13 protein-coding genes are annotated in these 15,768 nt (G+C 52.4%); 9 read left to right on the top strand and 4 right to left on the bottom strand.

All coding sequences use genetic code 11. From position 1 onward, the window contains the following. The first annotated feature begins 23 nt into the window (after positions 1-23). Positions 24-1,361: a glycoside hydrolase family 10 protein gene (locus WFP70_RS06325; RefSeq protein ID WP_337022988.1), complete on the top strand. Its 1,338-nt coding sequence runs from the start codon at positions 24-26 to the stop codon at positions 1,359-1,361. 67 nt (positions 1,362-1,428) lie between these two features. Here WFP70_RS06325 and WFP70_RS06320 read toward each other — a convergent pair whose 3' ends face one another. Both WFP70_RS06320 and WFP70_RS06315 read right to left on the bottom strand, forming a co-directional pair. Continuing rightward, on the bottom strand, positions 1,429-2,409 hold the full coding sequence (locus tag WFP70_RS06320; protein ID WP_337022987.1) for an Abi family protein: 981 nt from the start codon (positions 2,407-2,409) through the stop codon (positions 1,429-1,431). Between the two features lie 215 nt (positions 2,410-2,624). After that, complete coding sequence (locus WFP70_RS06315; protein ID WP_160867642.1) at positions 2,625-3,563, bottom strand: LysR family transcriptional regulator; 939 nt, start codon at positions 3,561-3,563, stop codon at positions 2,625-2,627. Between the two features lie 145 nt (positions 3,564-3,708). On the opposite strand from WFP70_RS06315, the gene WFP70_RS06310 reads away from it, so the two are divergent. From WFP70_RS06310 to WFP70_RS06275, 8 genes are all read left to right on the top strand, one after another. After that, a complete protein-coding gene (locus WFP70_RS06310) occupies positions 3,709-4,659 on the top strand; it encodes a PDR/VanB family oxidoreductase (protein WP_337022986.1) in 951 nt (316 codons plus the stop codon). Next, positions 4,656-5,852: an amidohydrolase family protein gene (locus WFP70_RS06305; protein ID WP_337022985.1), complete on the top strand. Its 1,197-nt coding sequence runs from the start codon at positions 4,656-4,658 to the stop codon at positions 5,850-5,852. The genes WFP70_RS06310 and WFP70_RS06305 overlap by 4 nt, the downstream gene beginning before the upstream one ends. Beyond that, positions 5,842-6,297, top strand: a complete 456-nt coding sequence (locus WFP70_RS06300; protein WP_337023044.1) for a RidA family protein — start codon at positions 5,842-5,844, stop codon at positions 6,295-6,297. Before WFP70_RS06305 ends, WFP70_RS06300 begins: the two co-directional genes overlap by 11 nt. A gap of 14 nt (positions 6,298-6,311) precedes the next feature. Continuing rightward, on the top strand, positions 6,312-7,190 hold the full coding sequence (locus WFP70_RS06295; protein ID WP_337022984.1) for a creatininase family protein: 879 nt from the start codon (positions 6,312-6,314) through the stop codon (positions 7,188-7,190). Positions 7,191-7,203: 13 nt separating this feature from the next. Beyond that, positions 7,204-8,175 (top strand): ABC transporter substrate-binding protein, encoded by a 972-nt coding sequence (locus WFP70_RS06290; protein ID WP_182058709.1) that lies wholly within the window; start codon positions 7,204-7,206, stop codon positions 8,173-8,175. Continuing rightward, a complete protein-coding gene (locus WFP70_RS06285; RefSeq protein ID WP_337022983.1) occupies positions 8,172-9,005 on the top strand; it encodes an ABC transporter ATP-binding protein in 834 nt (277 codons plus the stop codon). Before WFP70_RS06290 ends, WFP70_RS06285 begins: the two co-directional genes overlap by 4 nt. After that, positions 9,005-9,802, top strand: coding sequence for an ABC transporter permease (locus WFP70_RS06280; RefSeq protein ID WP_337022982.1), 798 nt, complete (start codon positions 9,005-9,007; stop codon positions 9,800-9,802). Before WFP70_RS06285 ends, WFP70_RS06280 begins: the two co-directional genes overlap by 1 nt. 98 nt (positions 9,803-9,900) lie before the next feature. Then, positions 9,901-11,289 carry an FAD-binding oxidoreductase gene (locus tag WFP70_RS06275; protein WP_337022981.1) on the top strand — a complete coding sequence of 463 codons (1,389 nt, stop codon included), beginning with the start codon at positions 9,901-9,903 and terminating at the stop codon, positions 11,287-11,289. 69 nt (positions 11,290-11,358) lie between these two features. Here WFP70_RS06275 and WFP70_RS06270 read toward each other — a convergent pair whose 3' ends face one another. Beyond that, positions 11,359-13,152 carry a hypothetical protein gene (locus WFP70_RS06270; RefSeq protein WP_337022980.1) on the bottom strand — a complete coding sequence of 598 codons (1,794 nt, stop codon included), beginning with the start codon at positions 13,150-13,152 and terminating at the stop codon, positions 11,359-11,361. Between the two features lie 406 nt (positions 13,153-13,558). Then, complete coding sequence (locus tag WFP70_RS06265; protein WP_337022979.1) at positions 13,559-15,529, bottom strand: autotransporter outer membrane beta-barrel domain-containing protein; 1,971 nt, start codon at positions 15,527-15,529, stop codon at positions 13,559-13,561. Positions 15,530-15,768: the final 239 nt, after the last annotated feature.

The raw sequence follows: 15,768 nt of genomic DNA, 5'->3' as shown, positions 1-15,768 counted from the left end.
CTTCGAACAGTAAATTGAAAAAAATGGAGTTTATCATAGCCTGTTCCGCGCGTTTCCCCCGTATAGCTACCGTGAAAAAAATGGCCACGCTATTGGCTGCGCTGCTTTTAGCCAGCTGCAGTTCCGAGCCGCCTAAATCACTGGTCACCCCGTTCCCGACAGTGACACCGAAACCACATCCTGTTCAGCCCGTTGCCAGCGCAGAACCGGTGCGTGGTGTGTGGCTCACCACGGTGTCGCGCCTTGACTGGCCACCCATAGCCTCAGTGAATGCCTGCCCGGCAAATCGCATCAGCCAGCAACAAAAGGCGCTGACCGATAAGCTGGATAAACTCAAAAGTCTCGGTATTAATACCGTCTTCTTCCAGGTGAAACCTGACGGCACGGCACTGTGGCGTTCTAAAATCTTACCCTGGTCAGATATGATGACCGGAAAGATTGGGGAAGATCCCGGTTACGATCCGCTGCAGTTTATGCTGGATGAAGCACACAAACGCGGTATCAAAGTGCATGCGTGGTTTAACCCTTATCGCGTTTCCACCAACGTGAAACCCTCGACGGTGGCAGAACTCAACAACACACTCTCCCTGCATCCAGCCAGCGTTTTTGTGCTCCATCGTGACTGGATCCGCACCGCAGGTGATCGCTTTGTGCTGGACCCAGGCATTCCTGATGCCCGCGACTGGATTACCAGCATCGTGGCGGAGGTGGTTGCAAATTATGATATCGATGGCGTGCAGTTTGATGACTATTTCTATGCGGAATCGCCCGGCTCAACGCTGAATGACAGCACCACCTTCCGCCAGTATGGTCAGGGATATGCCTCAAAAGCGGACTGGCGTCGTCACAATACCCAGCAGCTGATTGAACAAGTGTCCCGCACCATTAAGCAGTTAAAACCGCATGTCGAATTCGGCGTCAGCCCTGCCGGCGTTTGGCGCAACCTGTCACACGATCCTGCGGGATCAGACACGCGCGGCGCGGCGGCCTACGACGAAGCTTACGCCGATACACGCAAATGGGTGCAGATGGGCCTGTTAGATTACATCGCGCCACAGATCTACTGGCCATTTTCACGCCAGGCTGCACGTTATGATGTGCTCGCGAACTGGTGGGCCAATGTAGTCAAACCCACGCACACCCGGCTCTATATCGGTGTAGCGCTTTATAAAGTCGGTGAAATCTCCAAAATGGAGCCAGACTGGACCATTAATGGTGGTGTGCCGGAACTGAAAAAACAGCTCGACCTTAATGACTCTGTGCCACAAATTAACGGCACTATTCTGTTCCGCGAAAACTACCTTAACCAACCGCAAACTCAGCAGGCGGTGAATTATTTACGCAGCCGTTGGGGAAGTTAAGTTTCAAAACAACGCCGGGAGTTTCTGCTCTCTCGGCGTTGTTAACGATGTAGTGCTCTAACATTGATTAATAAAACCGATTTTTATTCGCACAGACCAGAGCTTTGATATTTTCATTCTGAATCATTATTCTTCTGTTATATACGTGGCACTCTTGCAACACCTGAATTAACGTTTCCATACTGTCAATATTAGAACTTAAATTCAGGTACATTGCGTTATTCATTTCATACGCACACACAATCGATTTTAGCCTTTGCACTAATGCTCCGTCTCTGATAAAAGCATGCAAAACGGGTGATATCCAATACGCTAACTCAACGATATCCGCAATTTTCTCTTCCAGACAACGTATTACTGAAGATCGATCAATAAAACAGGCATCTTTCCAGATTGGTTCGTTATGCGCTACGCGATTTCTTAATACCCTGACGGCTTCCACTCTACGACGAATAATATCACGTTGTTTAAACTGCCTGTTTTTACCTGTTACCATCGGCATTTTCTTGAACGCAGTGGCGAAACCCTTTGGCCAAAGATATCCCTTACTGGCATCGCCATCATAAAAACTCTTATCAAGAATATGCTCCCATACACTGAAATCAGTCTGAGAAATAATCTGATCCAGGGTCGGGGTGGCGAATGTATCTTTGCCTAATTTTTTCTGCAGCATCTTCCGTGCGTTTCTTTCAGCTTTTACTATGCCACTCTCAAAACTTTTAACTTTAGCAGACTTAACCAGTTTATCTTTACCATCACATTTAACATCAGAGTTTATCTCACAACTCAAACTGTAGGGGATGACGTTAAACCAATGTACATTATGTTCAGTTGTAATATATTTCTTACCTGCTTCGTTTATGGCATTACGTAAAGCGACTTCAATCAATTGTATCAGACTACAAAAAGCACCTGACAATTCAAGATTCCAGCTATACAGACCAAATAACTCCGCATCATCAGCAATAGTAAATGTGGAACGATAGCTTGATAGGCGAGCAGAAGAGGTTAGCTTTACCATATCGGTAAAATCAAAATTTTTAGGCATGTGATGCTTTATCCAATTTCCATATCGTGGAAGACGTTATACCGCTGATGTCTATTCGGCGATATTGCAATCTTTAATTTATGCGATTAGAATTCCATTTGTAGCTAGTCTGACGTTCTTCTCCCGACTCGTACGGTGCCAGATCCAAGACATGAAGCGCAAGAATCAATGCCCCAGCCAAGCTGGGGCTTCTTGTTTCCAGGATGTAATCAACGTCAGCGCGACTGTTCAACTCCCGCCAAAGCCTCTTCGCTCTGCATCAATGCAAAAAACGATTCCAACTCGCGCAGCATCATCGATGCGGCAATCGACAATTGACGCTGTGGCGCCACACACAACGACAACGTGAAGGGTTTCAATACCGTGTCGATTAGCGGAATGAACTTCAATTCTCCCCGGCGATACTCGTCAACAATATCCAGCCAGCACATCAAACTGATGCCTACCCCATCACGGACCAGCGAGCGCAGCATATGAATGTTATTGGTTCGGCCAACTTCATTCAGGCGAATACCGGAACTGTTTACCAGCGCTTCCAGCGGATCGGCCAACATCAGGGGCGCGGCAGGAACGATAAACGGCCAGGATTCACAGTGGCTGAAGCGGATAGATTCCAGATTTGCCAGCGGATGTTGACTGCTCACCACAATTCCAAGCCGTAAATCAGCAAAGGACTTTACCAACAGCTCACGCGAACTTTGCGGGTTCAACATGATGCCGAAATCTGCATCTCCGGCGGTTAGCGCATTGGCAATATGGATATTGCTCATGGTGGTGAGTGTGAAGGAAATGCCGGGGTACTCTTCGCGAATCCGTTGCAGGATTGATGAAAAAAAGCCGCGATTTATCGCATCAATAGTGGCGATATGCACATGCCCGTGGCGGAGCCCGCGCAAATCATCCAGCTGGGTACAAACCCGACCAAACTCCCGCTGCCAGTTTTTCGCCGCATTGAGCAAAATCTCTCCCGCTGCCGTCATACGTAATCCTGATGGATGGCGTTCAAACAGCGGCATATCCAACTGCTCCTCAACGCGAAGGATCTGTCGATCAATGGATGAGGCTGAAACGTGCAACACCTCCGAAGCCTTGCGCAGTGAACCCTGGCGCGCCACTTCGGTGAAATACAGTAAAAAACGGGAGAAGGCGAACATAGTGGGTGCTCTCTTTTTTGCAACACATCATGCGAATTAAACAGATGGACGCTTACACGATGGCAAAATAATAATCGCAGCCAGGATAAAAACAAGGGTATGCGCGGCTTTAGCGCTGTGACATCTCTGTTCAGACAGGCTGATTATGAAATCAACACACCTGGCTGTCACCGTCATCGCAAAGCAGTCAAACGGTGCTGGCAACGTATTACTCACGCTGGGCAGTGCTAACGACCAGACGCTCCCGCATTTTACGCCGGGCGCACATATCGATGTGCATCTGCCCATCGGCGGTACTCGCCAATACTCGCTTTGCTCGACTGCTCACGCAGCGCATTATGAAATTTGTGTACGCCTCGATCCCGCTTCTAAAGGCGGTTCGCAGTGGCTGCATCATCAGTTGCACATCGGCGATGTGCTGACCATTTCGGCTCCTCGTAATCATTTCCCATTGCCACATGCCCCGCGCACCCTGCTTTTTGCGGCAGGCATCGGCTTAACACCGCTGTTAGTGATGGCGGAAGCGCTAGCTGTGCAGAAGGCTGATTTTGTGCTGCACCTTTATCTAAAGCGGCAGGATGAGCTGGCTTTTGCTCCACGTTTGGCACTTCTCGGCGACCGCGTGGTGATCCATTACAGTGATGAGGGTGACAGTCTTCGCACTCATCACCCTGCAGAGCTGGGTACACCGGAAAAGGGTGCATTGGTGGCCTGTGGCCCAGCGGGTTTTATGTCCCACCTGCAAAGCCTGGCGCTGGAATATGGCTGGCGCAGTGAGCAGATGTACAGTGAGCGGTTCAAACCGGACATGGCCCCACACCTTGCAGGCGACAGCTTTGAAATTGAGATCGCCTCCTCTGGGGCTCGTTTCACCGTCGGCCAGGCGCAAAGCATCGCTGAAGTATTGGAAAGTGCGGGCGTGGAAATTGAACTCTCTTGTGAACAAGGCATGTGTGGAGCCTGTATTACCGGCGTGTTGTCAGGTGAACCGGACCACCGTGATGAGGTGTTAAGCCAAAAAGAGCGCGCGGCCAATGATTGCATCGTGCTGTGCTGTTCACGCGCGCACTCGTCCGTCCTGGTGCTGGATTTATGAAAGTCTACACAGGTGTAACCGGGGCACGATTACCCCGCTGGCTATTAGCCGACAACTGGCCGATGCATAACGGTGCGCCACAGTTCGCCACCTTGCATTTCTCCTCTGAAGGTCTGCAATGCGAGCCTCAACAGGGTGCGCATCACGACTATTTATCGCTGCATGGCGCTTTGGTGCTGCCCGCGTTCATCGAACCCCATGCGCATCTGGATAAAACCTTCACCATTCAGCGCAGTCCGGCACTGCAACCGGGCTTGCTGGCCGCTATTACCGCAATGCATCAGGACCGCGAGCACTGGAGCCATGACGATCTGCTGCAACGCGCCCGGCGGGCATTAGACTGGGCAGCGGAAAGTGGCGTTAGCCAGTTGCGCACCCATATTGACTGGTTTACTCCCGATGCACCGCTCGCCTGGCAGGTCATCGGCGATCTCGATCATCCACTGTGCCGAATTGAACGTGTGGCGCTGGCGCCCCTCAGTTTCTTCACCAATGCCGCAGATGCCCAACACATTGCGGCACAGGTTGCCGTGAGCGGGCCAAGTGCACTGCTGGGCGGATTTATTCACAGCAGCAACTGGGATGCGCAAGCCTTTACCCATTTGATGCAGGCTGCCGAGCAGTGGCAGTTGGATATTGACCTGCACATTGATGAAGAGCTGAATGCGGATGCGCAAGGTATGCGCTGGCTCGCGAACTATCTGGAGCATCACCCTTTTAGTGGAAATATCACCTGCAGCCATAGCTGCGCGCTGACGCAACAGGACGATGCGTTGCAGATACTCGACCAGCTATCCCAGCAGCGTGTGACGCTGATCGCCCTGCCTATGACCAATTTATTGCTGCAAGACGCGGTACCCGGCCGCACGCCGCGCCAGCGTGGATTAACGCTGGTGAAAGAGGCGAGCGCGCGAGGCATTCCCGTGCTGCTGGGCGCGGACAACGTGCAGGACGCCTTTTGCCCCGTAGGCAGTTACGACCCGCTGGATACGTTGTTCAGCGGCCTGTTAAGCCTGCAACTGGGCGCTGCATTCGATGAAGCTTCCCAACTTATCTGCCATCCGCAGGCATTCAAGCAAAACGATTTAGTGATCTTTCCGCAGGCCGACGTCGCCAGCTGGCCGTTGCGTCAGCGTCAGCGCTATCGGTTAAAACAGGGTGTGCGTTATGGAGACGAGAGCAATGGCGCTTGATGAGGGAGCGGGAAAACCGCTGGCAAAATATGCCGCGTGGCGACGCGTGGGCGACTTTATCTTTCTCTCCGGCATTATTCCGGTGAACCCGCAGACTGCCACCATCGTGCGCGGTTACGGCGATATCCCGGAAGCTGCTCAACGATTACTTGGACGTACCGGTGAATTTTCGACGGATATTAAAGAAGGTCCGATTCTGGCACAGAGCTGGTACGTACTGGAAAGTATCCGCACCACCATTGAAAGCGCCGGCGGCCAGATGAGCGATGTATTTAAGCTGGTGCAGTACTTCCGCAATCTCGATCATTTTCCCCATTACAGTCGGGTGCGAAAGCAGTTTTTCCCCGATGAACCGCCGGTCTCCACCGTGGTGCAAGTCAGTGAAATGCTGCCGAGTCCGGACGTTTTAATCGAAGTTGAAGCCACGGCGTGGTTGCCGCAATAACACGAGGAATCTGTATGTTGCATGGTTACATCCCGGCAAACCGCTTTTTGCCGTATCTGAGCTGGACTGACATTGCCTCGCTGGACGATAAAGCCAACACGGTAATTGTGCTGCCAACCGGTGCTATTGAACAGCACGGTCCGCATCTGCCGTGCGCGGTGGACAGCGTGATTTCCTCTGGCGTGGTCGGTCACGCGATGGCGCGTTTACCGGCCGCGATACCGGCTTACGCTATTCCGCCCATCACTTATGGCAAATCCGATGAGCACCTGCACTTTCCCGGCACGCTAACGCTAACCGGTGAAACCTTGCTGCACACTATTTTGGAAATCGGCGAGTCACTGTATCGAGCCGGTTTTCGTAAGTTTTTAATGGTAAATGGTCATGGCGGCCAACCACAGCCATTGCAAATGGCGGCGCGCGAACTGCGCCTGCGTCATGGCGATATGATCATCATTATGCAGGACACCTTCAAAGTCCCGAACTGCGCCGAAAGCTTTATGGATGACAAAGAACGGCAAATGGCGATGCACGCCGGACACGCCGAAACCGCACTGATGCTGGCGCTGGCACCCGATACCGTCCAGATGAGCAAAGCGGTGGCGAATTATCCGCCTGAATTCCCCTGCCCGACGCTTTCAACTAATAAGCCGATGGCGGCGTGGGCTTCTTATGATTTTGGTCCAAGCGGTGTGATTGGCGATCCGTTGCCTTCCACCCCTGAGCAAGGCGCGGCCATTCTTGATTCTCTCGCCGAAAGCTGGGCGCAGGTGATCACTGAAGTGCACCAGATGGTCTGGGTGACACGCGCCGAACCGGCGTGGGGCACAGGCCAATGGCAGGGCAAGGTATTAGATCACAACGACGCTGCATCACTATTACAACCGCGCTAAACGGGGATCGACGATGATGAAAAAAATGAGCATGGTAGCCGCACTTTCACTGGCGCTGTCGGCCCAGATCATGGCGGCTGAACCCTTTACCTTTATGACCAACTGGTATGCCCAGGCGGAACATGGCGGCTTCTATCAGGCGCAGGCACAGAATCTGTATAAAGACGCTGGCCTGGACGTCACGATCAAAATGGGCGGCCCACAGGTGCACACCATGCAGTTGATGGCGGCGGGTCAGGCGGACTGTATCATCAGCGATAATATGCAAGCGCTGGAATCGTGGCAGCAAGGGGTTGAAGCCGTGCCCGTCGCCACCACCTTCCAGCATTCAGCCATCGCATTTCTCACCCATCCCGATGTGAAAGATAAAGCCGATCTGCAGGGCAAAACCTTCCTGCTCGCTGCAGAAGCCTATACCTCTTACTGGCCATGGGCACAAAGCGCGCTGAACCTGAAAAATGCCCGCGTGCGTCCATACACCTTCAGTATTCAGCCGTTCCTTGCGGATAAAACGCTGGTGCAGCAAGGGTATATCACCTCCGAGCCGTTTGCGGTGCAGAAAGCCAATGCCCAGGCCAACGTCTATCCAATCAGTGACTGGGGCTATCCACCGTACGGCAACAGCATTGTTTGCATGAAATCGACCATCGAGAAGCGCCCACAAGCTGTTGCCGCGTTCGTTAAAGCCTCGATGCAAGGCTGGAAAAATTATCTGCAGGATCCCAGCGCAGGCAATGTGCTGATCAAGAAAGAAAACCCGCAGATGAGCGATCAACAGATTGCCTTTGGTATCGCCCAGATGAAGAAATACCAGATGGTGACCGGCGGTGATGCGCAAACCGGAGGGATTGGCATTATTACCGAACCACGTCTCAAACAGACCTGGCAGCTGCTGGTGGACAACAAGCTAATCGATCCGGCTAAAGTCCCGTTTGAAGGTAGCTATACCTTGCAGTTCATTAAAGACGTCAAGGTCATGCCATGAACACCGCCAGCAAATTAACGCTGAGAAATGCTGATGCGCAACCGGTGCCGCTGCCTGCGGCACCCCCAGCGATTGAGGTGCTTTCAGCGGAGAAGATTTACCCCAATGGCACGCGTGCACTGCTGCCCGTGGATCTCACCATTCGTCAGGGTGAATTTGTCTCGCTGCTGGGGCCCTCCGGCTGTGGCAAAAGTACCCTTTTGAAAATGATCGCTGGGTTGATTGATCCGACAGACGGCAAGCTGATGCTATTCCGCCGCGATCGTCGTGAAAATCAGCGTGATCTTCCGCTCTCTTTCGTTTTCCAGGAAGCCACGCTGATGCCGTGGAGCACAGTGCATAAAAATGTGCGCCTGCCGCTGGATTTAGCCAACGTGCCACGCGCTGAAGCGGATACGCGTGTGCAAGAGATTCTCGAACTGGTGGGACTGGGCCAGTTTGGTCACGTTCTGCCGCGCGAGCTTTCGGGCGGCATGCAGATGCGCGTGTCGATTGCGCGCGGTCTGGTTACGCGCCCCAAAGTGCTGTTAATGGATGAACCCTTTGGTGCGCTGGATGAGATTACGCGCAACAAACTCGACAGTGACCTGCTAGATTTGTGGCAGGAACAGAAACTCACCGTGGTGTTCGTGACTCACTCGATTCAGGAAGCGGTGTTCCTTTCGCAAAGGGTGATCATGATGGCGGCACGTCCAGGGCGCGTGGTGGATGACATTCGCATTGAAACCACTCAGCCGCGCGACGATGAATTCCGCGTCAGCCAGCCGTTCACGCATTATGCGCAACAGTTACAACGTGGCTTGCTGGCAGCCAGTCAGGAGAGCAAATAATGAAACCACTCTCCGCCAGTTTAAAATTCCAGCAGTGGCTATTCCCGGCGATTGTCGCGGTTGTCATGCTGCTGTTATGGCAATTTCTGGTGACCACCTTTAAGGTGCCGACCTTTCTGGTACCTTCACCGATGGTGGTCGCGCAAAGTCTGGTGCAAAACTTTCCAACGTTGTTCATGTCTTTGCTCTATACCCTGAAGATCACCGTGATCTCCTTTGTGGTTGCGATTGTCATCGGCTCAATCATTGCCTTTCTGCTGGTGCAGAACCGCTTTATTGAAACGGCGTTGTTTCCCTATATCGTTTTTCTGCAAGTCACGCCGATTGTCGCCATTGCACCGTTGATCATCATCTGGGTCAAAGACACCACGCTGTCGTTGGTGGTGTGCGCCACACTGATGGCAGTGTTCCCGATCATTTCTAACACCACGCAGGGCTTACGAAGCGTTTCGCCCGGTTTGTTGAGCTATTTCAAACTCAACCATGCATCACGCATGCAAATTCTGCTGCGTCTGCGCATTCCTTCGGCGCTGCCCTACTTCTTCGGCGCATTACGCATCTCCAGCGGTTTGTCGTTGATTGGTGCCGTGGTGGCAGAGTTTGTCGCGGGCACCGGTGGCACCGATACCGGGCTGGCTTACCAGATTCTGCAGGCCGGTTATCAGCTTAATATTCCGCTGATGTTTGCCGCATTGCTGCTGATCTCTCTGGCTGGATTCCTGTTGTTCGCCTTGATGTCGTGGCTGACACGTCGGGTGCTGGCCGCCTGGCACGAGAGCGAGTTGAGTCCTGGTTAATCGACGTGGCGGCTGATGATTGCCGTTGCACATCGCTCTGATTTACATCAGGCGCGGCCTTCAGGCCGCCCTCCCCAAAATATGCATAGGATGTCCACATGTCTGATTCCGATCGCCAGTCTGCACTGGCGGCGCTGGTCGCGGCGTTGCCTGAACTTGACTGGATTAAAGAAGCACCCAAGGTTAAACGTCTGTCACGTGATTTCCACTGGTTCAGTCCGGTGCTGAAGCCGCAGTTGGAGGAGAAATTTGCGGAACTGGCGGTGCGCCCGCGCGATGAGACCGAACTCGCTGCGGTCGTCGCCGCCTGCGCCAAAGCCCGCGTACCGCTTAATTTGCGCGGAGGTGGCACCGGTAACTACGGACAACTGATCCCACTGGATGGCGGTGTGATGGTGGATATGACGCGGCTCAATGCCGTCACGGCGATGGGCAGAGGCACGGTGCGAGCACAGGCAGGCATTCGTCTTGGGGATTTGGAAACCTATACTCGCCCGCATGGCTGGGAGTTACGCTGCATGCCGTCCACATGGAAACTGGCTACGCTGGGTGGATTGTTTGGTGGAGGATTTGGCGGTGTAGGATCGGTCAATTACGGGCCGTTAGCCGCGCCGGGCAACGTGCTGTCAGTGCGCATGATGACCATGGAGGAAACGCCACGCATCATCAGCTTGCAGGCACCGGATGCGCTGCTGCTGCATCATGCTTATGGGAGCAATGGCATTGTGCTGGAGATCGAACTGGCGCTGGCCTCGCGCCACGACTGGGTTGAGCGTCTTGATACCTTCACCACTTTCGCTGCTGCGATGGCTTTCGCCGATGCGCTGGCGCGTTCACCGGGTCTGGTGAAACGCCAGATAGCGGTGTTTGCTGCACAAGTGATGGATTACTTCAGCGATTTGTCCGATGCCGAAATCAGCGGCATGCACGGCGTGATTTCAGTGGTGGGCTGCGAAAGTGATGTCCTGTTGCCCGCAATACTGGCGCAGCATGCGGGACACAATGCCCTGCGCTATGCAGAGGGTGAAAACAGCGGTCATTCACTGATTGAATATTGCTGGAACCACACCACGTTGCAGGCGCTCAAAATCGATAAATCCCTGACCTATCTGCAAACTGCGTATGCGGCTGAAAATTACCACCAGCAGGCGCTGATGATGGAATCACAATTATCGAGTGAAGTGATGTCTCATATTGAGTTTCTGCGTGATATGAACGGCACACTCACCTGCAGTGGATTGCCGCTAGTGCGTTACAGCACGGAGGAGCGCTTAAATGAGATTATGGATATTTACCGCAGCCAGGGTATTAAAATAAATAATCCGCATGTGATTCATATTGAAGATGGCAAACAAGGCATGGTCCGCGCCGATGTAGTCGCGATGAAACGCGCCTGCGATCCGCATAATTTATTAAATCCCGGGAAGCTACGAGGCTGGGAAGTGCGTGAAACGCTACCGGACGTGCATATCCAGGGCGTGAATTGATTCCCTGAATTAAATGATAAAAGCTGATCATCCTATGGTCAGCTTTATTTTTCTTTTAAACAAATCGCGTTAAATATAGGGTTCTGTTGCACTATTTAATGGAATGCTCCATTCATCACCATTAACCCGAACTTTCAAATAACGCCGGGTACGCCATTTGCCTGACTCGTACTCTTCGGGCTTACCCAGAATAAGCGTCCCGTTCAACAGCAACTCTTTATCGTTGTTGTAGCCTATCCCCACTTTTTCATTGCCAATCCAGTGTTGTTCGAAAGCCACCACAGGTGCGGCGTCCAGTTTTTTCGCATCAGCATCTGAACAGGCGGTATAGCTTTTACGGAAGATGAAACACAATCCCGCTTTATACCGATCCTTGCCGTTCGTTTCCACCTGCGCGGTAGCAAAACCGGTGTATTGCGCCAATTTAACGTAGAGCTTCGTACGGGTGGCACCGCCTTCAATGTGCACTTTCGTCACCGGGCAGGAACCTTCGCCATACCAACTGCCAATGGTATTGGCATCGTTGCGCGCTTGAAGGTAAATATTGGCAACTCCTTCTGGCGTTCGTCCAGAGTACTGAGTTTGCGTGGCGCTTTGCGATAATATTTGCGATGTCCCCACCACACGCACGTGTATCTGAGTCCCTTCATCGGAGAAATTAAATTCGCCAATGTAGAACCATTTCTCTTTATCGCTACGGTTATCCATATGGTGTTGCGAGGTAATATAATCGTAGTTTAGCGAGCCCTGAATGATGGCACCCCAATCCGATATTTCCATGACTCCGCGGTCACCCTCCGCCAGCAGTGACCAGGGTTCGATACCTGCGGTACTGTAATCAAACCCGGCGCTTTGATTATGAATACTTTTCTGAATGATCAACGCGCGGCAATAGCCCAATTTTAACGGATTAGTCGTTGATTCAATGGCCAACCCCTCTATCACCCACTGACCATTAGTTAAATCTCCGGCGAATTCTGAATGTTCAATCCAGCCATTACGAATAAAGGATTGGGTGCAGCGCGGTAAATCCAACACCGGCTTTAGGGTATTTTCTTGCAAATTGAAGTTGGATAATTCAATGGCCGTGCTGTGGTCCCAGGCACCGGCTGCACGATCGGACCAGCGCGCATACACAATGCTGTCCTGACAGCCTCTTGAATAAAACTGATCAATCTTACAATCCAGCGTATCGATCAGATCCAGTGCTCGTCCGCCCAGATAGCGAAACTCCATACTGCTCACGCGCAGAAACTGCCCGCCAGTAATAATGTTGGCGTAAAAACCGACTTTATTAAATGCGGTACCGCCGTCTCCGCCGTTATTAGAGCTCATGCCTTTCACCACAATGCCCGAAATCTCTGCATAGCGCGCATTCACTTTGAAAAAATGGAGTCCTCGTGGCTGGGTCTCCCAATTGAAAACCAACGTGGTTGTCGGAAAGTAGCCAAAATTGACATTGGCACCCGAGACTTTAAAACGGTTGATCTCTTTATCTGAGATGTCGAAAGTTGACATGCAAAACACCCCGGCCGTAAAGCGGATGCCGGCTGCGGGCAGCACGCGCTGCGACCAGGTAAACATGCGCCTTACAGCCGTAATACAATCGGTCTTGCCATCGGCAATCGCACCAAAATCCAGCACCGTGACAGTGCTGTAGTCCTGTATGACACGCTTCCAGCGCTTTTTGCCGGCAGTGATAAAAACAATCCCACCATCGTCTTCACTGGTGGTGTCGGTGGAGTCATAAACAAACACCCCTCCGCCCATTTTGCTGCCTTTGGTGTACTCCAGCACCGAAGCGATTTCCCCGGCGGATGTCGGTTCAGTAGCACGTAATTCATCAATGGTTTTTAACTGCACAACGGTACCCGTTGCGGCGTTGACGGCATTTTGCGGCGAGGTGTTATTGGACGTACTTACCATGGTGGACCCCTTAAATATTAAGAGAAAATAACTGCACCCATGGAGTATAAGTAGCTGATAGTTAATATGTTGATGCGGACCAGCTTAATCAGAGGAATTCCATAGCAGACAAGAACAGGTGACGAATCAAGATGATGATTGATGGAGTAAAGCGTAACGGCAACGCCGAATTTTACAGAATAATCGCAGTCCATTTATGGCTTGAGTCGGTAGCAAAAACATTATTTTCTGGGCAAGATTCTAAGTTGATACCTTAAGCCACTTACTGATTCATTCGCTTATCAGTGAAACAACAGTAAAGAAACCCTTGCGCCAGCAAAGGCTTTCTTGCTGGCGCAGCAGATCAAAACGTCGCGTTTACCCCGACATTCCAGGTCACCTGATGGTAATCGCTGTTACTGGCGACGGTGGACACGCCAGCAAAGGCATTGACCGTATCGCCTAATGGCACGTTAGCTCCGACCGCCAAATCCAGCCAGTTTTTATCACCCGCTTCAACCGTGCGCTCAAACGAGGTCTGGGTGGATTTCAAACCAGCACGTACGGTTGAATCCGTGTCACCAAACTGATGGTTATAACTGACCTGAGCCCACGGATTGACCACCCACTGTCGGCTATCGACGCGCCAGCCAATTGAACCGATCTGTGAGTGAAGCGTTTGATCAGAGAAACGCATCGAGGTGCTGCTATTGCCATTTTCCTCATAGCCACCCACGCGACCATAATCCAACGCATAGCTGACTACCGGGCCGGTTGTGATATGGTTCCCCAAGGGTAAATCCCAGCCGGTTTGAACCCGCATGCCCAGTAATTTACCGCTGCTGTTGCCTTGTTCAGTCCGGGTGGCAGGGCCGATGTTGATGTTACGCTCGATACTGTCGAAATCGAGATCGGCATAATGGAGATCGGCGTTGATCCAGCCTTGATCGAATAAGGTGAGCTGACTGTAGAGCGCCACCAGATTACCGCGCAGCTTGTAGTCATAGTTTGATGAGGGATCCATGCGCTGATTGCTGTTTGAGAACAACAAACCCGTTTGCCAGTTATCGGTCAATTGATAGCCGATCCCCAACGTCAGATTAGTGGTGTTTGCATCACCGTCGCTCCAGTCATTACCTTGATAATCAACGTGCTGCCCGGCGTAGCCACCAAACACCGTGAACTGTCCCGCGCTGGCCGGTTGCTGGCGCTGCTGTTGCAAATGCCCATCCAGCGTATTATGCATGTCGCGCGCCATCAGCAGCGTGGATTGCGACAGTGCCGCGACCTGTGCAGGAGCATCGAGAATCGATTGAATATAATCTGCCAGCATAGCGTGCACTGCCGGGCTGGGATGCAGGCGATCGGCAAACAGATACGCTTGTGCGCTACTAAAACCCGCATCAGAGGAGTGGCATTCATCTGCAGAGGTGCCCACCGGACAGGCAATGCCGATGGTGTTGGTCAAACCATAACGTCCAGGGTTCGCAACCACCTCACTAAACAGTCCAGCGATATCTACCCGAACGATGTTGCCCTTCAACGCGGCCAACTGGACCTCTTCCTGCTGGTTGTAGCCATCGGACAAGGCTGTCACCTGAGTACTGAGTGCTTGCCAGGCGTCGTAAAGCTGTTGAGCCAATACTGCACGCGCCGTGGGGTCGCCCGAAATTTGTCCGGCGGCGGCTGTAAAGGCCTCTTTCACCGCCTGTTGACGGGCGGCAGCATCCGGTGTGGCAGCGTTATCGAGCGACTGAAAAGCCGCGACCATGGCTGATGTTCCAAACGTACTCAAGACGATCTGCACCATGTAGGGCGTCAGCCCCAATTGCGGAACATTGGGCACGATGACCGCTCCCGCGCCCGCATCCAGTAGCGTTTTGACCTGGGAAGCCGCAGAAATTGCGCTGTTGCTAATGGTTTCACGTGCGGTGAGCGGATTGGTGACGGCGGCGGCAATATCATTTGCACCGACCCAATGAATGTACAAGCCGTTGCTGTCAGCGCGTCCACCGGTGGATTGCAGATAGGTCGCCAGCTGGTCCTGGGTGTTCAAATCAGGATCCAAAGCAGGTACCGCAACAGCACCACCTTGGGCATAGTTACTGCCACCCAAATCTGAAGGCTGTAGATTTTCACCCAGATGCGCAGCCAAAATTTCATCGTACAGCGGATGCTGCGCGCCGTCGGCGGTAAAACGCCCAACATTGCCACCGTCGCTCAGGCTATCGCCAAATACCGTTAAACTGTCCCACGCCTCAGCGTCAGGTGTTGCCAGCAGGGTACTTATGGTCGCTATCGCGACAAGGGAAAGTGCGGATTTGCGTTTTTTCATCATCCACTCCGTGATGAGTCAGACGCTTTGTGCCTGACGCGTAAAAAATGTGACTTGCGCATGACACTGCAGCAACACAAGTCAATAAGGTCGCATCAAGGATGCGAAAAGGACGTTAAGGAGATAACAAGGACGTTTAAGGTGTAGTCAGTCAGGGAAGGTAATACCAGTTTGCATACATAAGATTACTGCGAGTATTTATAGGAATTTAACCTCGCTCACACTACCGCACGTCTCTC

The organism is Pantoea sp. USMM079, assembly GCF_037153115.1.
In the GTDB taxonomy this organism is placed as follows: Bacteria; Pseudomonadota; Gammaproteobacteria; order Enterobacterales; family Enterobacteriaceae; genus Pantoea; species Pantoea communis.
This window is presented reverse-complemented; position numbering and strand designations above follow the sequence as displayed.

Coding starts and splice junctions, on each gene's coding strand:
- WFP70_RS06280 (WP_337022982.1), top strand. CDS start 9,005: ATGAAACCACTCTCCGCCAGTTTAAAATTCCAGCAGTGGCTATTCCCG.
- WFP70_RS06320 (WP_337022987.1), bottom strand. CDS start 2,409: ATGCCTAAAAATTTTGATTTTACCGATATGGTAAAGCTAACCTCTTCT.
- WFP70_RS06325 (WP_337022988.1), top strand. CDS start 24: ATGGAGTTTATCATAGCCTGTTCCGCGCGTTTCCCCCGTATAGCTACC.
- WFP70_RS06300 (WP_337023044.1), top strand. CDS start 5,842: ATGGCGCTTGATGAGGGAGCGGGAAAACCGCTGGCAAAATATGCCGCG.
- WFP70_RS06310 (WP_337022986.1), top strand. CDS start 3,709: ATGAAATCAACACACCTGGCTGTCACCGTCATCGCAAAGCAGTCAAAC.
- WFP70_RS06305 (WP_337022985.1), top strand. CDS start 4,656: ATGAAAGTCTACACAGGTGTAACCGGGGCACGATTACCCCGCTGGCTA.
- WFP70_RS06265 (WP_337022979.1), bottom strand. CDS start 15,529: ATGAAAAAACGCAAATCCGCACTTTCCCTTGTCGCGATAGCGACCATA.
- WFP70_RS06275 (WP_337022981.1), top strand. CDS start 9,901: ATGTCTGATTCCGATCGCCAGTCTGCACTGGCGGCGCTGGTCGCGGCG.
- WFP70_RS06285 (WP_337022983.1), top strand. CDS start 8,172: ATGAACACCGCCAGCAAATTAACGCTGAGAAATGCTGATGCGCAACCG.
- WFP70_RS06290 (WP_182058709.1), top strand. CDS start 7,204: ATGATGAAAAAAATGAGCATGGTAGCCGCACTTTCACTGGCGCTGTCG.
- WFP70_RS06295 (WP_337022984.1), top strand. CDS start 6,312: ATGTTGCATGGTTACATCCCGGCAAACCGCTTTTTGCCGTATCTGAGC.
- WFP70_RS06315 (WP_160867642.1), bottom strand. CDS start 3,563: ATGTTCGCCTTCTCCCGTTTTTTACTGTATTTCACCGAAGTGGCGCGC.